This window comes from Saccharopolyspora erythraea NRRL 2338, assembly GCF_000062885.1.
GTDB classification, from domain to species: domain Bacteria; phylum Actinomycetota; class Actinomycetes; order Mycobacteriales; family Pseudonocardiaceae; genus Saccharopolyspora_D; species Saccharopolyspora_D erythraea.
The window spans coordinates 6,298,970-6,320,679 of record NC_009142.1 but is presented as its reverse complement, the minus strand read 5'-3'; the positions used below and the strand labels follow the sequence as shown (position 1 = coordinate 6,320,679).

Sequence of the window (21,710 nt, the reverse complement as noted above, 5' to 3'; positions counted from 1 at the left end):
GATCGGTGGGCATGGAGCGGGTCGAGGACCAGACGCTGTTCGGCTTCCAGGGCTGGCGGTGGCTCAACCCGCCGGAGAACTGGCTCTCCTACGCAGGGCTGACCGCCACCGCCGACGGCGGCACCGACTTCTGGCGCACCACGCACTACGGGTTCGTCCGCGACACCGGGCACGCGCTTCTGCGTCCGGTCGGTGCCGAGTTCCGGCTCACCACCCGGTTCTTCGGCGACTACCGCGAGCAGTACGACCAGGCGGGCCTGCTACTGCGGATCGACGAGGCGAACTGGATCAAGACCGGCATCGAGTACGTCGACGGTGAACAGCTCCTCAGCGCGGTGGTGACCCGTGACGTATCGGACTGGAACGTGGTGCCGTTGCAGGCCGTCCACGGCGACGTCGAATCGGTGACGATCGAGATGCACCGCAGTGGCGACACCGTCACGATCCGCTACGCCCCCGAGGGCGAGGAGCCGCGGACCGTGCTGCGCCTGGCGTACTTCCCGCCGGACGTGGACGCCGAGGCGGGCCCGATGTGCGCCTCGCCGGATGGCAGCGGTTTCCCGGTCCGCTTCTCCGACCTCACCTACGCCGAAGGCTGAGCAGGGCTTTTCCGGTCGAGGGCGGGGATCCACGCCGCTACCGCCACCACCGGAGAGCAGCTCACGTCACCGTCCGGCGCTCCATGCGCCGCGCCGCAGCAGTCGCAGGCCGTTGAGTCCGACGATGACCGTCGAGCCCTCGTGGCCGGCCACGCCGAGCGGCAGGGGCAGGTGCCCGGCGAGGTCCCAGACGACCAGCACGGTGATGAAGGTGCCCGCGATGACCAGGTTCTGCTTCACCAGCCGCCGGGCCCGCCGCGACAGGTCGATGACCGCGGGCACCGCCGAGAGCTCGTCGCGCACCACCACGACGTCGGCGGTCTCCAGGGTCAGATCCGCACCAGCGCGGCCCATCGCCACACCGCTGTGCGCGGCGGCGAGAGCGGGCGCGTCGTTGACGCCGTCGCCGACCACCATCGTCGGTTCGCCGCTGGAGCGCACGGCCTCGACCTTGTCCTGCGGCAGCAGGCGGGCGCGGACGTCGGTGATGCCGACCTCGTCCGCCACGCGGGCGGCCGCGCGCTCACCGTCACCGGTGAGCAGGACCGGCTCGGTGCCGGTGACCTCGCGCAGAGCCCGCACCGCCGCCGCGGCGTCGGGCCGCAGCCGGTCGGAGATCTCCAGTTCCGCCGCCGCCACGCCGTCCACGGTGACCACGACGACCGTGCCCGCGGCGGATCCGCCGTCGGACGCCGGACGGGTCACCTCGACCCGCCTGCCACCGACCGTGGCCGAAACACCATGTCCCGCAACGGCCTGGAACTCGTCGGCCCTCGGCACGTCGAGCCCGCGTTCCCGGGCCGCCGCGACGATCGCGTGCGCCAGCGGGTGCTCGCTGAGGTGCTCGGCGCCGGCCGCCAGCGCCAGGACCTCGTCGGCGTCGTGTCCCGGCGCGCCGCGCACCTCGGTGATCCGCGGCCTGCCCTCGGTCAGGGTGCCGGTCTTGTCCAGCGCCACCCGCCGGACCTCGGCGAGCCGTTCCATCGCCACCGCCGACTTCACCAGCACGCCGTGCCGCCCCGCGTTGGCGATCGCCGACAGCAGCGGCGGCATCGTCGCCAGCACCACCGCGCACGGCGAGGCGACGATCATGAAGGTCATCGCGCGCAGCAGGGCGGACTCCAGGCCGTCGCCGAACAGCATCGGCACCGCGAACACCGCCAGCGTCGCGACCACGACGCCGACCGAATAGCGCTGCTCGACCTTCTCGATGAACAGCTGCGTCGGGGCCTGCGTCCGGCTCGCCTCGGAGACCATCTCGACGATGCGGGCGATGACCGTCTCCGACGCGTCGCGGCCGACCCGCACCCGCAGCGCCCCCGAGCCGTTGAGCGTCCCGGCGAAGACCTCGTCGCCGGTCGTGCGGGACACCGGCAGCGACTCGCCGGTGATGGTGGACTGGTCGACGTCGCTGGCGCCCTCGACGACCACGCCGTCGGCGCCGAGCCGTTCGCCGGGGCGCACCACGATCACGTCGCCGACGCGCAGTTCCGCCGCCGGGACGGTCTCCTCCACACCGTCGGCGACGCGGACGGCGGTGTCGGGGGCGAGGTCGAGCAGACCGCGCACGGAGTCCTCGGTGCGGGCGGTGGCGTAGGCCTCCAGCGCCCCGGAGGTGGCGAAGATGACGATCAGCAGCCCGCCGTCGGTCACCTGGCCGATCGAGGCCGCGCCGATCGCCGCGACGATCATGAGCAGGTCCACGTCCAGCGTCCGCTCGCGCAGCGCGCGCAGCCCTTCGAGGGCCGGTTCCCAACCGCCGGTCGCGTAGCAGACGAGGTAGAGCGTCCAGGCCAGCCAGGTGGGGCCGCCGGCGAGTTCGGTGCCGAGGCCGAGCAGGAAGGCCAGCAGCGACCCGGCCGCCCAGCGCGCTTCGGGCAGTGCGAGCAGGGAGCGTCGTGCCGGGGCCGGTGTGCGGGTCGTCGGTGCCGAGGTGGGCTCGGTGAGTGCGCGCATCGAGGCGTCCTCAAGCGGTCGGGGACGGTACGACCGCGGACAATACATGAACAACTGATCAGGTGTTCATATGTGGGTGGTGGCTAGACTGCGCACATGGGTCACGGAGTCGACAGCCAGGCCACGCCCGCCGCGAGGCTGGACGCGGCGTCGGCGGCTTCGGTGGCCGAGACGCTGCAGGCGCTGGCGACGCCGTCGCGGCTGCTGATCCTCAGCGAGCTGCGGCAGGGCGCGCTGTCGGTCACCGAGCTCGCCGAGGCGGTGGGCATGGAGCAGTCGGCGGTTTCGCACCAGCTGCGGCTGCTGCGCTCGCTCGGGCTGGTCACCGGCAACCGCTCCGGGCGCAGCGTCGTGTACTCGCTCTACGACAGCCACGTCGCGCAACTGCTCGACGAGGCCGTGTACCACATCGAGCACCTGCGCCTGGGCATCGCGGACTGAGCGACCCGGGGCCCTCGCGCGCCGGTCACCTGGGGGCGTACATGATCACGGCGACCCCGGCCAGGCAGATCGTCGCGCCGATCAGGTCCCAGCGGTCCGGCCGGAAGCCGTCCACGACCACGCCCCACAGCAGCGAACCGGCGACGAAGACGCCGCCGTAGGCGGCCAGGATGCGGCCGAAGTTCGGGTCCGGCTGGAAGGTCGCGACGAAGCCGTAGATGCCGAGTGCGATCACCCCGGCGCCGATCCACAGCAGCCCGCGCTGCTCCCGCACGCCCTGCCAGACCAGCCACGCGCCACCGATCTCGGCGACGGCGGCGAGCACGAACAGGACCACGGAACGCAGGATGACCAGCATGGCTGAAGGCTAAGCGCGGCCGGAGCGCGGACGGCACGGGGGAGTCGTGCCCGGTCCGAGCCCGATTCCCCCGGCCGCGCCGCGGCTGGTCGGCCATCAGCGCGAGATGCCGACGATGCGTGAGCCCGCGCCGATGCGGTGGGTACCGACCACCGCGTCCACGCACTCAGCTCAGGCCGACGATCTGGCCGTGCTCGTCGATGTCGATGCGCTCGGCGGCCGGGTGCGAACCGAGGCCCGGCATGGTGCGCATCTCCCCGCAGATCGCGTAGATGAACCCGGCGCCGATCGACGCCCGCACCTCGCGCACCGGCAGCGTCCAGCCGGTCGGCGCCCCGAGCAGCGACGGGTCCGACGACAGCGAGAGGTGCGTCTTGGCGATGCACACCGGCAGGCTCCCGAAGCCGATGGCCTCGTAGTCGGCCAGCGCCCGCGCGGCCGCGGGCTGGTAGCTCACGCCGTCGGCGCCGTAGACGCGGGTCGCGATCGTCTCGATCTTGGTGCGCAGGTCGGCGGAGTCCGGGTACAGCAACCGGAACCGGTTCGGCTCCTCGGCCGCCTCGACGACCACCTCCGCCAGCTCCAGCGCGCCCTTGCCGCCCTCGGAGTAGTGGTTGCTGACCGCGACCCGCGCGCCCTCCTCCTCGGCGACGCGGCGGATGGCGTCGTGCTCGCTGCCGTGGTCGGTCGGGAACGCGTTGACCGCGACCACCGGTGACACGCCGTGCAGCCGGATGTTGTCGATCTGCTTGCGCAGGTTCTCCGCGCCTGCGAGCACGTCGTCGGGGTTCTCGGCCAGCATCTCCGGCGGCAGGGGCCTTCCCGCCACGACCTTGTAGCGCCCGGAGTGCGCCTTCAGCGCCCGCACGGTGGCCACCAGCACCGCGGCGTCCGGGCGCATCCCGGAGGTCCGGCACTTGATGTTGAAGAAGCGCTCGGCGCCCATGTCGGCGCCGAACCCGGCCTCGGTCACCAGGTAGTCCGCGCAGCGGCCCGCGATGCGGTCGGCCACGACCGAGGAGTTGCCGTGGGCGATGTTGCCGAACGGACCGGCGTGCACCAGGACCGGCGTGTTCTCCGTGGTCTGCATGAGGTTCGGCTTGATGGCCTCGCGCATGATCGCGGTCATCGCCCCGGCCGCCCGCAGGTCCTCGGCGGTGACGGGCGAACCGTCGCGGGTGTAGCCGACCACGATGCGGCCCAGCCTGCGCCGCATGTCGCGCAGGGACGTCGACAGCGCGAGCACGGCCATCACCTCGCTGGCCGCGGTGATGTCGAAGCCGGTCTGCCGGGGAGTGCCGTCGGCCCGCCCGCCCATGCCGGTGACGATGTTGCGCAGGTCGCGGTCGTTGACGTCGAGGACGCGGCGCCAGGTGATCCGATGTGGATCGACGCCGAGCCGGTTCCCCTTGTGCAGGTGGTTGTCCAGCATCGCCGACAGCAGGTTGTGCGCCGCGGTGACCGCGTGCATGTCGCCGGTCAGGTGCAGGTTCAGCGCCTCCATCGGCACCACCTGGCTGTAGCCGCCGCCCGCCGCGCCGCCCTTGATGCCGAACGTCGGACCCATCGAGGGCTGCCGGACCGCCACCGCCGACACCTTGCCCAGGTGCCGCAACGCCTGGCCGAGCCCGACCGTCGTGGTGGTCTTGCCCTCGCCGAGCGGCGTCGGGGTGATCGCCGAGACCACGACGTAGCGCGCCTGCGGACGGTCCGACAGCTCCTCGATGGCGTCCAGCGAGATCTTGGCGACGTTGTGGCCGTACGGTTCGAGCAGGTGCGGGCCGAGGCCGAGCTGCGCCGCGATGTCCTCCAGCGGCCTGAGGGCGGTCGCCCGGGAGATGTCCAGATCGGACGGGACGGTCATCGGAACTCCTTCGCGGATACCACGGCTTCAGCCGGGGAGAGCAGGGAACGAACCTCTGACGGGCACGGGCGGGCGGCGGCGGTCCACCGCCCGGCGGTGAGCGGGACGCCCGGGGGCGGAGCGGGGAGTCCCCGCCCCCGAAAGGCCCGGCACCGGCGCCGCCGCCCGCCCGCTCAAGCCGGGACCTCCCCGATGCGGGCGAGCAGGTCCTGCCGCCACCGGTCGGTCCGGTCGACCTCGTTGAACGTGAAGAAGTGCCATCCCGCGATGCCGTAGGCCGGGTCGGCGAGGTGGGGGGACAGCTCGTCGAACAGCTCCTCCGGCGTGTAGCGGGTGAGCAGCTTGGTGACCACGCCGTGCTGCTTGCGCAGGAAGCGCATGGACTCGCCCAGGCCGATCTTCAGCGAGATCCGCAGCAGCCGGTGCACGTCGACGACCCCCGGCACGCCGATGTGGATCGGCAGCACCACTCCGCGCGCCCGGACGTCCTTGACCCACGAGGCCAGTGCGTGCGGGTCGTAGCAGATCTGGGAGACGATGTAGTCGGCGTGGGCGGCCTTCTCCGACATGGCCGAGATCGTCGTGGCGTCGGGGATGAACGCGTGCCGCTCCGGATACCCCGTGATGCCGACGCGGGAGGGCCGGCGGCCCAGCTCCTCCATCGCGCGCAGCAGCGACAGGGCGTCCGGGTACGGACCGGCGGGCTCGGCGGAGTCGCCGGCCACCGCGAACACCTCGGTCATGCCCAGGCCCTCGATGCGGTCGAGCACCGCCGCCAGGTGCGCGGGACCGGTCAGCAGCCGTGCCGCCAGGTGCGGCACCACGTGGTGGCCGAGCCCGCGGACCCGGGCGGCGACGTCGAGGGTGGCCTCGACGCCCTTCTTCGGCGAGGACGTGACGGTGACCGTCGTGCCCTCGGGGAGGTTCCCGACCTGCTCGACGACGCCGCGCAGGGGCAGCACCTCGAAACGCGCGTTCTCCAGGTGCCGCTGGAGCGTCCGGGTGGTTTCGCTCATCTCCACTGCCACCTCCAGCTACGCCGACGCGCGCACGAGCCGCTTGGGGATGCTCTTGGTCGGGTCCAGGAAGGGCTTCTGCACCACCACCGCTTCCTGCGGGCCGTGCTGGGTGTGCACGACGAGCTCGGTGCCGTACTCCTGGTAGGCCACCGGAACCATCGCGTAGCCGATGTTGCGTTCCAGGCGGGGGGAGTAGCAGGCCGAGGTGACCTCGCCGATGCGCAGCCCGCGCGGGTCGTGCACGTCGAACACGTCGATCATGTTGCCGTCGTTGAACGAGCCGACGCCCGGACCGCCGATCTCCACGCCGACCAGCTTGCGGCTGACGCCCTCGTCGCGGATCCGGGTCAGCGCCTGCTTGCCGATGAAGTCGGCCTCCTGCTCGAGGTCGACCATCCAGGTCGTCTCGAAGCCGTAGCCGACCTCGAACGGGTTGGTGTCGTAGGTGAGGTCGCAGCCCCACGACAGGATTCCGGCCTCGATGCGGCGGATGTGGCACGGGCCGATGACCCGCAGGTCGTGCGGCTCGCCCGCCTGCCAGATGGCGTCCCAGAGCCGGACGCCGTCGCGGCTGGCGTTGTGCAGGTAGACCTCGTAGCCCAGCTCGGCGGTGTAGCCGGTGCGCGAGACCACGACCTGCATGCCGTCCAGTTCCCGGTCCACCGCGTAGTAGTAGGGAACGTCCAGGATGGACTCGCCGAACAGGTCGGCCATCACCTCCCGGGACTTCGGGCCCTGGATCTGCACAGGGCCCACGTCGGGCTCGTGGATCTGCACGTCCATGCCGAGGCTGTGCGCGAGCCCCTTCGCCCACAGCAGGACGTCGCTGTCGGCCAGCGACAGCCAGAAGTGGTTCTCACCCAGCCGCAGCAGCACCGGGTCGTTGATGATGCCGCCGTCCTCGGCGGTGACGAAGACGTACTTGCACTGCCCGACCTTGCACTTGTTGAGGTCGCGTGGAACGAGCATGTTGGTGAACTCGAACGCGTCCGGTCCGGTGATCTCGACCTGCCGCTCGACCCCGACGTCCCACAGCGTCACGCCTTCCAGCAGGTGCCAGTACTCGGCGACCGGGTCGCCGTAGTGGCGCGGGTGGTAGGTGTGGTTGTAGACGCTGTAGAGCGCGACCCCGTGCCGCCGCGAGGCGTAGTAGAACGGGGACTTGCGCAGCCTCGGGTACTGCAGGACTCCCGGGTTCTGGTTGATCGTCATGGGGGTTCTCTCCCTGGGGCTCGAGGGTGTGCGGGACTCCGGCGGGTCCCGCGCGGGGTCCGCCTGGCTTCGTGACTGGTGTTTCTGCGCCGGCTAGCAGCGCATCCTTCTCATCTCGGGGTCGAACACCGGATCGGCGACGACCGTGACCGGATGTCGCCGGTCGAAGTAGGACACCTGCAGGGAGGTGCCCGGGCCGGACATCTCGGCGGGCAGCCACGCGTAGGCGAGGCTCTGCCCCACGCTGTACCCGTATCCGGCGCTGGTGGTGAAGCCGACGGTCTCGGAGCCCTTTAGCACCGGTTCGGAACCCATCAGCACCGTGCCGTCGTCGATGGTGACGCAGCACAGCTTCCGCCGCGGCGGGTTCTCCCGCCGCCGCAGCAGGGCGTCGCGACCGACGAAGTCGCCCTTGCCGGTCTTGACGGCGAAGTCGAGCCCGGCCTCGTCGGGGTCGTGCACGCTCCACATGTCGGTCCCCCAGGCGCGGTAGCCCTTCTCCATGCGCAGGCCGTTGAAGGCGCCGCGTCCGGCGGGAACCGCACCGTGCCCGGCCCCCTCGGCGGCGAGCAGGTCCCACAGCCGCAGGCCGAACTCCGCCGAGGTGTAGAGCTCCCAGCCGAGCTCGCCCACGTAGGACAGCCGCAGCGCGGTCACCGGCACCTCGCGCACGTGCAGCCTCCTGGCGCGGAAGAACCGGAACGCCTCGTGGGAGATGTCCTCGCCCGCCAGCGGCGCGAGGATGTCGCGGGCGCGCGGTCCCCACAGCCCGATGCAGCAGGTGCCGCCGGTGATGTCGCGGACCGACACCGTCTCGTCGGCGTGCCCGCGCAGCCAGGCGATGTCGCGCGGGCCGTTGCAGCCGACCTGGAAGACGTCCCGCGAGAGCCTGGCCACGGTGATGTCGGCCCGGATGCCGCCGGTCGGCTCCAGCATCAGCGTGTAGGTGACGTAGCCGGGCGGGCGGTCGAGCTGGTTGGTGGTGAGCCGCTGGAGCAGCTCCAGCGCGCCGCGCCCGCTGACCTCGGCCCGCGCCAGCGAGGTCATGTCGTACATGGCGGCCCGCTCGCGCGTCACCTGGTGCTCGGCGCCGACGATCGGCGACCAGTACCGGCCCGCCCACGGCCCCGGCTCGGCGATGGCGCGCCCGTCGGCCAGCGAGCCGTTGGACTCGAACCAGTGCGGCCGCTCCCAGCCGTTGGCCTCCAGGAAAACGCCGCCCAGCTCCTGCTGCCGCGGGTAGAACGGGCTGGTGCGCAACGGCCGCGGGTGCTCGGGCGGCTGCTGCGGGTGGATGATGTCGTAGACCTCGCGGAAGCTCTGCGCGCTGCGCTCGCCCACGTAGGACGGGCTGTGCGCGAACCCCTCGAAGCGCCGGATGTCGGCGGCCCGCAGGTCGATCTCGGGTACCCCGCTGGTCATCCACTCGGCCATCGCCTTGCCGACCCCGGCGGCGTGGGTGATCCACACCGCCTCGGCGGCCCAGAAGTTGCCGACCTCGTTGGACGGACCCAGCACCGGCATGCCGTCGGAGGTGAACAGGAACAGCCCGTTCATGCCCTCGGTGATGTCGGTGCCGCCGAGCACCGGCAGCAGGTCGCAGGCGTCCGACCACGGCTTCTTGAAGTCCTGCGGGGTGAACGGGTGCACCGAGGCCATGCCCTTCCAGCCGCCACCCCCCGACGGCGCCTCGGCACCGCGACCCGGCGCGGCGGTCGGGGCCAGCTCGCCGGTGCTCACCGGGATCGCCCGGTGCTGGTAGGAGCCGACGCCGTAGCGGTCGTGGATCTGCCGGAAGTACATCGAGCTGTCCTGGTGGCGCAGGATCGGCTGCGCCACCTCGCGGCCGGCGTCCAGACCGGGCACCGGGCCGGTGACGGCGTACTGGTGCGCCAGCGGCTGGACCGGGATCGACACGCCGGCCAGCGCGCCGACCTTCGGGCCCCAGATCCCGGCGCAGCACAGCACGGTCTCCACCGACACGTCGCCGCGCGAGGTGCGCACCGTCCGGATGCGTCCGTTGTGGACGTCGAAGCCGGTGATCTCGGTGTCGCCGACGAACCGGACGCCGCGCCGCCGGGCTTCGCGGGCCATGAACTCGGCGGCCCGCACCGGTTTGGCGATCCCGTCGCTGGGCACGTGCAGCCCGCCGAAGACGCGCTCGGCCGGCACGTGCGGGATCAGCTCGGCCACCTCCGCCGGGCCCAGCAGCTCGGCCTCCACTCCCCACGCGGTGGCAAGACCGAGCTTGCGGTGCAGGTCGTCCCACCGCTGCGGGGTGGTGGCGACCTCGATGCCGCCGACCTGGTGGAAGCAGGGCCTGCCGTCGACCTCGGCGCCGGCCCAGGTCCGCACGGTGTGCCGCGCGAGCTGGGTCATCGTCTGCGACGCGTTGGTCTGGAAGACCAGGCCAGGCGCATGGGAACTCGACCCGCCGGTGGCAGGCAGCGGACCCTGCTCGACGACCAGCACGTCGGTCGCACCCAGCAGGGAGAGGTGGTATGCGGCGCTGCACCCCACGATGCCCGCACCGACGACCAAGATCTGCGCACCCGAATCCATTGGCTGCCGCCTTGTTGCGTCTACGACAACATCCCGCGTCAGACGCAACAGTGCGCTTCCATCCGGGTGTGAGTCAAGGCACATTGGCCCTGATTTTCCCGATCTCCCCCGAAGGGGTCAGAGCAGCACTTCCGCGGCTTGATCGACAAGCCTTCGATGGTCGGCGCGGTGCGGAGGACGGCGGGTTTGCTTGACGCGGCAAGGCGTTCCGGGCTATCGCGCGCGGAGGGCTGCGCCGCGGAGCCGGCGTCGGGAGCGCCCGGGGTGATCAGCCCGGTGGGCGCGTGGGGTGCTCGGTCGGCGAGGACCGGGTCGGCGCGGCGGGCACCCCGGAGCGCTCGGGCGTCGGGCATGCAGACGCGGCCGCGGGGTGTTCGGGTGTCGGGCATGCCGACGCAGGAGCGCGGCGTGGCGTGCGCCGGTCGTGTCGCGGGGTCCGGGTCAGATCACGTCGCGGATGGCGTGCTCGAAGTGGTCGACGTGGGCCACCGCGATCTGCTCGGCGCGCTCGGCGTCGCCCGCGATGACGGCCTTGAGCAGCTCGGCGTGCTCGCCGACGTGGTCGGTGACGTCGGGCAGCCGGTCGAAGAACAGGCACCAGATCCGCAGCGCCAGGTTGTAGTACTGGCCGAGGGTGTTCTCCAGGTACCGGTTGTGGGTGCAGCGGTGGATCGTGCGGTGCACCCGCGTGTCGACGGCCATGATCGGCGCCTGCTCGTTGGAGACGTCGGCGACCAGCTCGCAGAGCTGCTCGAGCTCGGCGCGGTCGGCGTCGGTCGCGCGCTCGGCGGCCCGCCACGCCGCGTGCCCCTCCAGCCTGCGGCGGACGTCGGCGATCAGCGCGTGGTCGGTGATGTTGACCTCGGTGACGAAGCTGCCCCGGCGCGGGTAGATCGCGATCAGCGACTCCGACTCCAGACGCTTCACCGCCTCCCGGAACGGGGTCCGGCCGATGCCGAGCTCCTTGGTCAGCGGCTCCTCCTGGACCGGGGAGCCCGGCGGCAGCCGCAGGGTCAGGATCAGGTCGCGCAGCGTCAGGTAGGCGCGCTCGGCCTGGGACTGGCCGGCGTTGCTGCCCCCGTACGGGGAATTGACCACGGCGGACATGGCTCCTACCCTACCCGACATACTGATATATCAGTTGTTGATGAGTCGTATCGCGAGGTCTCGCGCACCCCAGCCGGCTCCACAGGAGGCCGCATGGCCACGACCCGACCGCACCCGGCCGAGCCGCCGGCCCGGCTGTGGCGCAACCCGGAACCCAAGCGGGCCTACGACGTGGTGATCGTCGGCTCCGGCGGGCACGGCCTGGCCACCGCCTACTACCTCGCCCGCAACCACGGCATCACCGACGTCGCGGTGCTGGAGCGGGGCTGGCTGGCGGGCGGGAACATGGCCCGCAACACCACGATCATCAGGTCCAACTACCTGCTCGACCAGAGCGCCGCGCTCTACGAGCACGCGCTGCGCCTCTGGGAAGGACTGGAAGCCGAGCTGGACTACGACTTCCTGCTCAGCCAGCGCGGCGTGCTCAACCTCGCCCACACCGAGCAGGAGGTCCGCGACTCGCGGCGCCGGGTCTTCGCCAACGCGCTCAACGGGATCGACGCGCAGTGGGTGACCCCGGGGGAGATCGCGGAGCTGTGCCCGATCCTCGACGTCTCGCGGGACGTGCGCTACCCCGTGCTCGGCGCGACCTGGCAGCCCCGCGCCGGAATCGCCAAGCACGACCACGTCGCGTGGGCCTTCGCCCGCCGGGCCGACCAGCTCGGCGTGGACCTGGTCCAGAACTGCGAGGTCACCGGGTTCACCACCGACGGCGACCGGGTCACCGGCGTGGAGACCTCGCGCGGCACCATCGCCGCCGGCCGGGTCGGCCTCGCCGCGGCCGGGCGCACCAGCCTGCTGACCGACACCCTCGGGCTGCGGCTGCCGCTGCAGAGCCACCCGTTGCAGGCGCTGGTCTCCGAGCTGCTGGAACCGGTGCACCCGTGCGTGGTGATGTCCAACCACGTGCACGTGTACTGCAGCCAGGCGCACAAGGGCGAGCTGGTGCTGGGTGCGGGCATCGACAGCTACAACGGCTACCGCCAGCGCGGTTCGGTGCACGTGATCGAGCACCAGATGGCCGCGGCGCTGGAGCTGTTCCCGGTTTTCGCGCGGGCGCACGTGGTCCGCACCTGGGCGGGCACGGTCGACGTGACGCCGGACGCCTCGCCGATCATCGGCCCGGCGCCGGTGGAGAACCTGTTCCTCAACTGCGGCTGGGGGACCGGAGGGTTCAAGGCCACGCCCGGTGCGGGCTGGGTGTTCGCGCACACGATCGCCACCGGCGCACCGCACCCGATCAACGAGCCCTACGGGCTGGAGCGCTTCGCCACCGGCGCGCTCATCGACGAGCACGGCGCGGCCGCCGTGGCGCACTGACGACGGAGAGGAGGTCGCCGGATGCTTTCCATCCAGTGCCCGTGGTGCGGGCCGCGGGACGAGGCGGAGTTCCGCTACGGCGGTCAGGCGCACGTGACGCACCCCGACGACCCGGACGCCCTCGACGACGCCGCATGGGGCGAGTACCTGTTCTTCCGCGACAACCCGCGCGGGCCGTTCGCCGAGCGCTGGTGCCACTCGGCGGGCTGCCGCCGCTGGTTCGACGTCGTCCGCGACACCGCGACCAACGAGATGCGCCCCGAGACACCCGCGGCGCGCAAGCCGGTGATCCCATGAGCCGCCTGCCCACCGGAGGCCGCGTGGACCGCGGCCGGACGCTGCGCTTCACCTTCGACGGCGAGCAGTACACCGGCCATCCCGGTGACACGCTGGCCTCGGCGCTGCTGGCCGCCGGGCGGATCGAGGCCGGGCCGTCGGTCCACCGCGGCAGGCCCAGGGGTGTGCTCACCGCCGGCACCACCGAGCCGAACGCGATGGTGCAGGTGGTCGGCGACTGCCCGGAGCCCATGCTGCCCGCCACCGCCGTGGAGCTGGTCGACGGGCTCGCCGCCGAGAGCCTCTCCGGCGTCGGATGGCTCGGCAGCGCGCCCGACAGCGCCGTGCACGACAAGAAGTACGTGCACGCCGACGTCGTCGTGGTCGGCGCCGGGCCTGCGGGCATCGCCGCCGCGCTCGCGGCGGGCCGAAGCGGCGCGCGGGTGGTGCTGGTGGAGCAGGACCGCGCGTTGGGCGGGGCGTTGCTCGACGGCGGCGAACGCGTCGACGGCAGGCCCGCGTCGGAGTGGATCAACCGCGCGGTGCGGGAGTTCGTGGAGATGCCCGAGGTCCGGGTGCTCACCCGGGCCACGGCCGTCGGCCTCCACGACCAGAACTACCTGCTGGTTGCCGAACGCCGCGAACGCGACTCGGTCCGCGCCCGGCTGTGGCACATCCGCGCGGGGCGCGTGGTGCTCGCGACCGGCGCGCACGAACGCCCGATGGTCTTCGCCGACAACGACCGGCCGGGCATCATGCTGGCCTCGGCGGTCCGCACCTACCTCAACCGCTTCGCGGTGCTGCCCGGCACCGAGGCGGTGGTGTGCACGACCTCCGACAGCGCGTACCTGACGGCGCTGGACCTCGTCGCGGCCGGGGCGCGGGTTCACGCGCTGGTCGACACCCGGCCGAGCCCGCCGCCGCGGCTGGCCGCGCGGGTGCGGGAGGCCGGTGTCGACGTCCACCCGGGCTCGGCCGTCGTGGGCACGACCGGCGACCGGCGACTGGCCTCCGCCAGGGTCGCGGGCATCGACGAGTCCGGCGCGATCACCGGCGGCGTCCGGGAGATCGCCTGCGACCTGCTCGCGGTGTGCGGCGGCTGGAGTCCGGCGGTGCACCTGCACGGCCAGGCGGGCGGCAAGCTGCGCTGGGACCGGATCGTCGCGGGATTCGTGCCTGACGGCGGAGTCGCGGGGTCCAAGGTGATCGGTGCGGCCAGGGGCACCTACGACCTCGCGGGCTGCCTGGCGCAGGGCTTCGCCGCCGGGGCCGAGGCGGCCACCGCGGGCGGCTTCCGCGTCGCGGCCCCTCCGGTGCCACCGGTCGACGGCGACCGGCCCGCCACGGCGCCACGTCCATTGTGGATCGTGCCCGGCGAGACCGGCGACCCGTCGAGCTGGCGGAACCACTTCGTCGACCTGCAACGGGATTCCACGGTCGCCGACGTGTGGCGCTCGGTCGGCGCGGGCATGCGCTCGGTCGAGCACGTCAAGCGCTACACCACGATCGGCACCGGCAGCGACCAGGGCGCGACGTCGTCGGTCAACGCCATCGGGGTCCTGGCCGAAGCGCTGAGTTCGGGATCGCCCGGCGCGGTCGGCACGACGACCTTCCGCCCGCCGGCGAACCCGGTCTCGTTCGCGGTGCTGGCCGGCCGCGACCGCGGCGCGCTGCACGACCCGGTGCGCACCACGCCGATGCACTCCTGGCACGTGCGGGCCGGCGCGGTGTTCGAGGACGTCGGCCAGTGGAAGCGCGCCCGCTACTACCCGCTCGACGGCGAGGACATGGACACCGCCGTCGAACGGGAGTGCCGCGCCGCGCGCGGGGGAGTGGCGATGATGGACGCCACCACGCTCGGCAAGATCGAGATCGCCGGGCCGGACGCCGCGACCTTCCTCAACCGCGTCTACACCAACGCCTTCGCCAAGCTCCCGGTCGGCAAGGCCCGCTACGGGATGATGTGCGGGGCCGACGGCATGGTCCTCGACGACGGCGTCTCGCTGCGGCTGGCCGAGGACCGCTACCTGATGACCACCACGACCGGCAACGCGGCGAAGGTCATGGACTGGCTCGAGGAGTGGTTGCAGACCGAGTGGCCGCACCTGGCGGTGCACTGCACGTCGGTCACCGAGCAGTGGGCCACGATCGCCGTCGCCGGCCCCGACTCGCGCACCGTGGTCGGGCGGATGGCGCCCGCGCTGGACGTGTCGGCGGAGGCGTTCGGGTTCATGGAGTTCCGGGAGACCGTGCTGCACAACGGGATCCCGGCCCGCATCTGCCGCATCTCGTTCTCCGGCGAGCTGGCCTACGAGATCAACGTCGCGTCCTGGTACGGGCTCGCGGTGTGGGAGGCGGTGGCCGAGGCGGGCGCCGACCTCGACATCACGCCGTACGGCACCGAGACCATGCACGTGCTGCGGGCGGAGAAGGGGTTCGTGATCGTCGGCCAGGACACCGACGGCACGGTGACCCCGCACGACCTCGGCATGGACTGGGTGGTGTCCAAGCGCAAGGACTTCGTCGGGCGCCGCTCCTTCGCCCGCCCCGACACCGCGCGGGAGGACCGCAAGCAGCTCGTCGGACTGCTCCCGGTCGACCCGGCCGAACGCCTCCCGGAGGGCGCGCAGCTCGTCGCCCCCGGCGCGCCCGCCGAACCGCCGGTGCCGATGCTCGGGCACGTGACCTCCAGCTACCGCAGCGCCGCGCTCGGCCGGACCTTCGCGCTGGCGCTGGTCGCCGACGGCCGCCGCCGCATCGGCGAGGTGCTGCACGCCCCGGTCGGCGACCGCACCATCGCAGCCGTTGTGACCCGGCCGGTGTTCTACGACGAGGGAGGAGCACGCCGTGACGGTCGTCAGCCGAGTTGATCCCGGCACCGCGGTGCTCGCGCTGCGGCGCAGCCCGCTCGCGTCCAGGGCCGCCGAGCTCGCGGCGCGCAGCGCGGACGGCCCACGCGGGGTCGCGCTCGCCGAGGAGCCTTTCCACACGCAGGTGAACCTGCGAGTGCATCCCGGCAGCCCGGCCGTGGCGCGCGTCGAGCACGCGCTGGAGGTCGCGCTGCCGCACCGCACACCGAACCGCGTCGCGGGCGACGAGCGGACCGCCGTGCTGTGGCTCGGACCCGACGAGTGGCTGATCCACGCACCAGACGGGCACGCCGACCGTATCGTCGAGGCCCTGCGCAGGGCGCTCGCCGACTCGCTCGGGTCCGCTGTGGACGTCTCGGCGAACCGGACGACGCTGCGGCTGTCGGGTCCGATGGCGCGCGAGGTGCTGGAGAAGGTGTGCTCGCTGGACCTGCACCCGCGCGCCTTCGGCCCCGGCCAGTGCGCGCAGACGCTGCTCGGCCGCACCCAGGCCGTGCTGTGGCAGGTCGGCGCCGAGCCCGCCTACCGGCTGCTGGTGCGGTGCTCGTTCGCCGACTACCTGGCGGACCTGCTGCTCGACGCGATGGCCGAGTACACCGGCCGGTAGGGCTCGGCCGGGCGGCGGTGGGATTGGGCGCCCGGCCTTCGAGCGCCGGCCTCCGCCCCGTGTCGCAGTCCGGCTTCGGGCGCCGCCAGGCTTCCACCCGGCAGACGCCCGGCGCCTCCTCTCACGCCTTGGTGATCGGCTGCTGGATCTCGGTCACCCACTGGTCGGGTCCGCCCTCGCAGGACAGGTAGTGCTCGCGGCCGAGACCGACCGCGCGGAAGCCGTTGGCGTCGATCCAGTGCGCGAGCTGCTGCACGGTCGGCATGACCTCGTCCATGTCGCCGCGGTGGACGATGGTGGCCGCCCGCTCGACCGCGGGCAGGTCCACGACGTCGAAGCCGCGGCCCGCATGCGGCTCCACCGCCACCGTGACCCCCGCGTGCACGACGACCTCGTCGTCGCCTTCGGGCGACTCCTCGTAGTAGGCGATGTTCGGGCCGGAGCCGGACACCCCGGCCGCGGCCATCCGCCGGCACAGCTCGCCGTAGAGCGGACGGATGACCGGCCCGATGTCCTCGGGCCCGAAACTGCCCGCGATGGCGGTCAGCTCCGCCACCCGAACCGCTGGGATGCTCTTGACCACGACGTCTTCGGTGGGCATGCGCCCCTCGCTCTCGATCGTCCGGAGCCTCGCCTCGACCTGGCGCAGCCGGGCGGTGTCGGCGGCGACGGCGGCCTCCAGCTCGCTGAGGCGCAACCGCAGCATCCCGCGCATCTGCTCGGCGCTCACGTCGGCGTCGAGGAGGTCTCCCACCTGCTGGAGCGTGAAGCCGAGGTCCTTCAGCGCGATGATCCGGTTGAGCCGGCACAGCTGCGCCGCCTCGTACCGCCGATAGCCGCTGGCCGCGTCCACGTGCGCGGGCCGCAGCAGTCCGATCGCGTCGTAGTGCCGCAGCATCCGCACCGAAACCCTGCCGTGCTTGGCGAAATCTCCGATGTTCAACATGACGCCTCCCAGTCCAGGCCCTGACACGGTGTCACGGTCAAGCCCGGACCGGCAGGCGCCCGCGAACGGCTGGCAGCAGTGGTTCGCGCAGCCGGTCGGGTGGTACCGCAGGCGTCCTCTGGCTCCGGGATCTTTTTCCGGCGTATGCCCATACGCCGCGAAAAAGCTGTCCTCGCCAGAGGACGCCTGAGAACCCGCGGCGGTGCCGGTTGTGGTGGTGGGCCAAGCGGCTGCGCCGCTTCGAAGCTCAAAACCCGCAGCGAGCTGGCGCACACCCCAGGGGCCGACGCCGCTTGCGAACTCCTATCCCTTCGCCAGGGCGGGGGTGAGGGTCGCGGCGAGGCGGCGGCGGTGGACGGCGAACTGGCGCGGGCTGTTCATCGCGAACACCGCCACCATCCGGCCGCCCCGCTGGTAGGTGGCGACGAACCGGCGCGCGCCGGGCGAGCCGTCGACGACGTCGATGCGGTCCTTCGGACCGGCGTACCCGGCGAACTGGAACGTCGAGCCGTGCTGCCGCGACCACAGGTGCGGGATGCCGGTGTAGTGCTCGACCGTCCGCCCCGCCAGCAGGTTGCGCACCGCCACCGGCGGCTGGTTCGCCGCCGTCGACCAGTGGCTGCCGCGGACGGTGTGGTTGCGGTGCACCGGCTGGTAGCGCGCGACGTCGCCGACGGCGACCACGTTCGGCACCCTGGTCACGCACCCGGAGTCGGTGAGCACGCCGTCCCGCAGCCTGACCCCGGAGCCGCGGAGCCACTCCGCCGCCGGCTTGCTGCCGACGTCGGTGACCACCGCCTCCGCCGGGATCACCCGGCCGTCGGCCAGCTCGACGCCGGTGACCCGGTCCTCGCCGAGCACCCGCGTCGCCGGCGTCCCGAACCGCAGCCGCACGCCGTGGTCCTCGTGCAGCGCCGCGCACAGCGGTGCGATCTCGATGCCGAAGGTGCGGGCCATCGGCAGGTGCTGGGCGTCGACCACCGTCACCTGCGCCCCGAGCGACCGGCAACTGGCCGCGACCTCCGAGCCGACCAGCCCGCCGCCGACGACCACCACCCGCGCGCCGGCGCGGATGTCGGCTTTCAGCGCGTGCGCGTCGTCGAGGGTGTGCAGGCGGTGCGCCGGCGCCCCGGGCAGCGTCGCCCGCTCCGCGCCGGTCGCCAGCACTACTCCATCGGTGTGAATTCGTGACCCGTCGGCGAGGACGACTTCAGCGGACCGGCTGTCCAGTCCGATGGCTGGGACACCGAGCCTCCACTCGGCGTCGAGCGCGGCTTCCTCGTCCGCGCCGTCCAGCGCCAGCTCGCCGGAGTCCAGGTTGCCTGTCAGGAACTCCTTGGACAGCGGCTGCCGGTCGTACGGCCGGCGCTCCTCGGCCCCCACCAGCACCAGCCGTCCCGTGAAGCCCTGCTCCCGCAGCTCCTGCGCCGCCCGCCAGCCCGCCAGGGCGGCGCCGACGACGACAACGGTTCTCACGCCATGACCCCAGCGTCCGTGGGAACGATCGCCAACAGGACCTCCGTTGCGCATTAGGGAACAGAGAGTATCATGTGCAACGAATCTGCCTTCGCATCGAACCAACGTCAAGGGGGCGTGCGGATGGTTGACGAAATGTCCCGCCGGAACCGATACGGTTGACGCGTGAGTAACGCAGACGCCGCCCACGGGAGGAGTTCCGGTGCCCTGGTGCAGTCCGTCGACAGGGCTGTGACCGTCCTGGAGCTGCTTGCGCGCAACGGGGAAGCCGGCATCACCGAGATCGCCGGTGAGCTCGGCGTGCACAAGTCGACCGCGTCGCGGCTGGTCAGCGTGCTGGAGGCGCGCGGGCTGGTCGAACAGCTCGGCGAACGCGGCAAGTACGCGATCGGCTTCGGGATCGTCCGGCTGGCGGGCGCCGCCACCGAGCGGATGGACCTGCCCCGCCTCGGGCGTCCGTTCTGCGACTCCCTCGCCGCCGAGCTCGGCGAGACGGTCAACATCGCGATCCGGGACAACGACGTCGCGATCAACATCAGCCAGGCCAGGGGCACCGCCTCGGTCACCGCGCACAACTGGGTCGGGCAGCGCACGCCGCTGCACGCGACGTCCAGCGGCAAGGTCCTGCTGGCCCACGCCCCGCCGGAGGACCAGGACGACCTGCTCGGCGAGCCGCTGGAGCGCTACACCACCCGGACCGTCACCGACGCCGCCGAGCTGCGCAAGGACTTCGAGGCGATAGTGCGCGACGGCTACGCGACCAGCTACGAGGAGCTGGAGCTGGGTCTCAACGCCGCGGCCGTCGCCGTCTACAGCTACGACGGCGCGGTGATCGCCGCGCTCAGTGCGTCGGGGCCGTCCTACCGCTTCTCGCGCCGCCGCATGCGGGAGGTCGTCGGCGCGATGCGCGTCGCGGCCAAGGAACTCTCCTCGCAGCTCGGCTACCTCGACGTCTGAGCCCGCAAGGGCAGCCGGGAGGCATCGCCAGTCCTCCGCCAGCCCGACCGGCTCCCGCGGCTCCTCCCGACGGTCGTCGGCCTCCGACCAGCTGCCTCACCAGGCCGCGCCCGCCGCTCCGCCCCCGCGGTCACTCCCGCCGGAGCATCAGCTCCTCCAGGTCCAGCTCGTGCAGCACCCGCCGCAGGACCTCGTCGTCGATGCGGTGCTCGTCGCGGAAGCGCACGAACACGTCCCGCTCGGCGGCCAGCATCTCGCCCCGCAGCCTCCGGTACGCCTCGCTGGGGCTCTCGCCGACCTCGTCGGACGACCGCCCGAGCCGTTCCCACGCCTGGTTGCTGCGGTGCTGGGCGGCCTGCCGGAGCCGGTCGGCGACCATGCCCGGCGGCTCGGACTCCCGCGTCAGGTCGTCGAGCCGGTCCCGTGCCGCGCGGGCGGCGTTGTGCTGCGCCTCGGCTTCGGCGAGCGCGTCGGTGTAGCTCTCCTGGCCCCGCACGCCCAGCAGCCGGATGAGCCACGGCAGCGTCGACCCGTGCAGGAGCAGCGTGGCGAGGGTGACGAAGAAGGCCAGGAACATCACCTCGGCGCGGTCCGGGAAGGGCGCACCGGACAGCGTCGCGACCGGTACGGCCGACGCGGCGGCCAGCGACACGACACCGCGCATGCCCGACCACGACACGACGACGGCGTGCCGCCACGGCGGCGCGTCCCGCTTCCCCGACAACCACGACGGCGCGTACAAGGTGCTGAACACCCACAGAGCGCGGGCCGCGACGACCGCGGCCGTCACCGCGAGCCCGGCGGCGGTCAGCGGCAGCAGGTCGGCGGAGACGCCCTCGACGACGGTGCGCAGCTGGAGCCCGATGAGGGCGAAGACCATCGCTTCGAGCAGGGTGTCGGCGGCGTCCCACACCGCCCGGTCCTGCAGGCGGGTCGCCGCGTCGGACGCGGGGGCGCGGTGCCCGAGGTAGAGCCCGGCCACCACCACGGCCAAGACGCCCGAGGCGTGGATCTCCTCGGCCAGCAGGTAGGTGGCGAACGGGACCAGCAGCCCGACGGCGCTTTCCAGGTTGCCGTCGTCGAGGCGGGCGCGGACCTGGTGCACGAGCCACCCCACGACGTAGCCGACGACGAGCCCGCCCGCGGCGGCCAGCAGGAACATCCCGACGCCGCCCAGCAGCGACAGCCCGGACCCGATCACCGCGGCGATGGCCACCCGGTAGGCGGTCAGCGCGGTCGCGTCGTTGACCAGGCTCTCGCCGCCGAGCACCGTCATGATCCGGCGCGGCAGTCCCAGCCTGCGGCCGATCGCGATCGCGGCCACCGCGTCGGGCGGGGCGACGACCGCGCCGAGCACCAGCGCCACGCCCAGCGACATGCCCGGCACCAGCCGCCAGGCGACGAGCCCGGCGGCCAGGGTGCTGAACAGCACGAGCCCGAACGCCAGCAGCCCGATGGGGCGCAGGTTGGCCTTGATGCCGATCGACGAGCTGCGCAGCGCCGCCGAGTACAGCAGCGGCGCGATGATCAGCACCAGCACGATCTCCGGGTCGAGCTGGTAGTCGGGCAGCCCCGGCAGGTACGACATCGCCAGGCCCACCACGACCAGGGCCAGCGGCGCGGAGAACCCCAACCGCCTGGCCAGCGCCGTCACCGCCAGGGCGCCCGCGAGCAGGGCCATCAGCTCCGGCAGGTCGTGCATGCTTCCTCCCGCTCGGCTGCGCGGCCCGCGACCGCGGGCTAGGTTCGGGGACGTCGTTTCCCCGAGGGAAGGATTCGGCACGACGCGCCGAGCCGCACGCCCGGCGACGCCCTGCCGCGAGCCGACCGAGGAGGTCACGCGATGGCAGCGAGTTGTGAGCACCTGGTGTCGGCCGATGCGCGCAAGCCGACACCGAGCAGCCCGGACGGCTGCGAGGAGTGCCTGGCCGAGGACCGCCACGACTGGACGCACCTGCGGATCTGCACCGAGTGCGGGCACGTGGGTTGCTGCGACTCCAGTCCGATGCGCCACGCCACCGCGCACTACCACCGCACCAGCCACCCGGTGGTGCGCTCGTTCGAGCCGGGGGAGTCCTGGCAGTGGTGCTACGTGGACGAACGGATCGGCTAGGGGAGCGTTTCAGCACTGGTCCGCGAA

18 protein-coding genes are annotated in these 21,710 nt (G+C 72.6%); 8 read left to right on the top strand and 10 right to left on the bottom strand.

The window, feature by feature from the left end; all coding sequences use genetic code 11:
* Positions 1 to 11 precede the first annotated feature (11 nt).
* A complete protein-coding gene (locus SACE_RS26955) occupies positions 12 to 599 on the top strand; it encodes a DUF1349 domain-containing protein (protein ID WP_011874782.1) in 588 nt (195 codons plus the stop codon).
* A gap of 66 nt (positions 600 to 665) precedes the next feature.
* Here the strand turns inward: SACE_RS26955 and SACE_RS26950 are convergent, their stop codons facing one another.
* Positions 666 to 2,555 carry a heavy metal translocating P-type ATPase gene (locus SACE_RS26950; RefSeq protein ID WP_009944601.1) on the bottom strand — a complete coding sequence of 630 codons (1,890 nt, stop codon included), beginning with the start codon at positions 2,553 to 2,555 and terminating at the stop codon, positions 666 to 668.
* Between the two features lie 96 nt (positions 2,556 to 2,651).
* Here SACE_RS26950 and SACE_RS26945 point away from each other — a divergent pair, with 96 nt between their 5' ends.
* Positions 2,652 to 2,996 (top strand): ArsR/SmtB family transcription factor, encoded by a 345-nt coding sequence (locus SACE_RS26945; protein WP_009944602.1) that lies wholly within the window; start codon positions 2,652 to 2,654, stop codon positions 2,994 to 2,996.
* Positions 2,997 to 3,021: 25 nt separating this feature from the next.
* On the opposite strand, the gene SACE_RS26940 is transcribed toward SACE_RS26945, so the two are convergent.
* The 6 genes from SACE_RS26940 to SACE_RS26915 all read right to left on the bottom strand — a co-directional run bounded on the left by SACE_RS26940 (position 3,022) and on the right by SACE_RS26915 (position 11,118).
* Positions 3,022 to 3,354, bottom strand: coding sequence for a YnfA family protein (locus tag SACE_RS26940; RefSeq protein WP_009944603.1), 333 nt, complete (start codon positions 3,352 to 3,354; stop codon positions 3,022 to 3,024).
* A 166-nt stretch (positions 3,355 to 3,520) separates the two neighbouring features.
* A complete protein-coding gene (locus SACE_RS26935; protein ID WP_009944604.1) occupies positions 3,521 to 5,218 on the bottom strand; it encodes a formate--tetrahydrofolate ligase in 1,698 nt (565 codons plus the stop codon).
* A gap of 173 nt (positions 5,219 to 5,391) precedes the next feature.
* Positions 5,392 to 6,234: a methylenetetrahydrofolate reductase gene (locus tag SACE_RS26930; RefSeq protein WP_044548016.1), complete on the bottom strand. Its 843-nt coding sequence runs from the start codon at positions 6,232 to 6,234 to the stop codon at positions 5,392 to 5,394.
* A gap of 18 nt (positions 6,235 to 6,252) precedes the next feature.
* Positions 6,253 to 7,449 (bottom strand): glycine cleavage T C-terminal barrel domain-containing protein, encoded by a 1,197-nt coding sequence (locus tag SACE_RS26925; RefSeq protein ID WP_009944606.1) that lies wholly within the window; start codon positions 7,447 to 7,449, stop codon positions 6,253 to 6,255.
* 93 nt (positions 7,450 to 7,542) lie between these two features.
* Positions 7,543 to 10,011 (bottom strand): GcvT family protein, encoded by a 2,469-nt coding sequence (locus SACE_RS26920; protein WP_009944607.1) that lies wholly within the window; start codon positions 10,009 to 10,011, stop codon positions 7,543 to 7,545.
* A 441-nt stretch (positions 10,012 to 10,452) separates the two neighbouring features.
* Complete coding sequence (locus SACE_RS26915; RefSeq protein WP_009944608.1) at positions 10,453 to 11,118, bottom strand: GntR family transcriptional regulator; 666 nt, start codon at positions 11,116 to 11,118, stop codon at positions 10,453 to 10,455.
* Positions 11,119 to 11,211: 93 nt separating this feature from the next.
* On the opposite strand from SACE_RS26915, the gene SACE_RS26910 reads away from it, so the two are divergent.
* Genes SACE_RS26910 through SACE_RS26895 form a run of 4 tightly spaced genes read left to right on the top strand, consistent with a single transcriptional unit; the run spans position 11,212 to position 16,191 of the window.
* Positions 11,212 to 12,438 (top strand): sarcosine oxidase subunit beta family protein, encoded by a 1,227-nt coding sequence (locus SACE_RS26910; RefSeq protein WP_009944610.1) that lies wholly within the window; start codon positions 11,212 to 11,214, stop codon positions 12,436 to 12,438.
* A gap of 21 nt (positions 12,439 to 12,459) precedes the next feature.
* On the top strand, positions 12,460 to 12,735 hold the full coding sequence (locus tag SACE_RS26905) for a sarcosine oxidase subunit delta (protein ID WP_009944611.1): 276 nt from the start codon (positions 12,460 to 12,462) through the stop codon (positions 12,733 to 12,735).
* A complete protein-coding gene (locus SACE_RS26900) occupies positions 12,732 to 15,584 on the top strand; it encodes a 2Fe-2S iron-sulfur cluster-binding protein (RefSeq protein ID WP_009944613.1) in 2,853 nt (950 codons plus the stop codon). The genes SACE_RS26905 and SACE_RS26900 overlap by 4 nt, the downstream gene beginning before the upstream one ends.
* Positions 15,562 to 16,191: a sarcosine oxidase subunit gamma gene (locus SACE_RS26895; protein ID WP_009944614.1), complete on the top strand. Its 630-nt coding sequence runs from the start codon at positions 15,562 to 15,564 to the stop codon at positions 16,189 to 16,191. Before SACE_RS26900 ends, SACE_RS26895 begins: the two co-directional genes overlap by 23 nt.
* Positions 16,192 to 16,312: 121 nt before the next feature.
* On the opposite strand, the gene SACE_RS26890 is transcribed toward SACE_RS26895, so the two are convergent.
* Positions 16,313 to 17,137 (bottom strand): MerR family transcriptional regulator, encoded by an 825-nt coding sequence (locus SACE_RS26890; protein WP_009944615.1) that lies wholly within the window; start codon positions 17,135 to 17,137, stop codon positions 16,313 to 16,315.
* A gap of 303 nt (positions 17,138 to 17,440) precedes the next feature.
* Positions 17,441 to 18,613: an NAD(P)/FAD-dependent oxidoreductase gene (locus tag SACE_RS26885; protein ID WP_009944616.1), complete on the bottom strand. Its 1,173-nt coding sequence runs from the start codon at positions 18,611 to 18,613 to the stop codon at positions 17,441 to 17,443.
* Positions 18,614 to 18,778: 165 nt separating this feature from the next.
* Between SACE_RS26885 and SACE_RS26880 the strand changes: the two genes are divergently transcribed.
* On the top strand, positions 18,779 to 19,570 hold the full coding sequence (locus tag SACE_RS26880) for an IclR family transcriptional regulator (RefSeq protein WP_029621472.1): 792 nt from the start codon (positions 18,779 to 18,781) through the stop codon (positions 19,568 to 19,570).
* Between the two features lie 130 nt (positions 19,571 to 19,700).
* On the opposite strand, the gene SACE_RS26875 is transcribed toward SACE_RS26880, so the two are convergent.
* Positions 19,701 to 21,272 carry a Na+/H+ antiporter gene (locus SACE_RS26875; protein WP_009944618.1) on the bottom strand — a complete coding sequence of 524 codons (1,572 nt, stop codon included), beginning with the start codon at positions 21,270 to 21,272 and terminating at the stop codon, positions 19,701 to 19,703.
* 141 nt (positions 21,273 to 21,413) lie between these two features.
* Between SACE_RS26875 and SACE_RS26870 the strand changes: the two genes are divergently transcribed.
* The gene (locus tag SACE_RS26870) at positions 21,414 to 21,683 is read left to right on the top strand and encodes a UBP-type zinc finger domain-containing protein (protein WP_011874779.1); all 270 of its coding nucleotides are present in this window, start codon (positions 21,414 to 21,416) and stop codon (positions 21,681 to 21,683) included.
* The last annotated feature ends 27 nt before the right edge of the window (positions 21,684 to 21,710 follow it).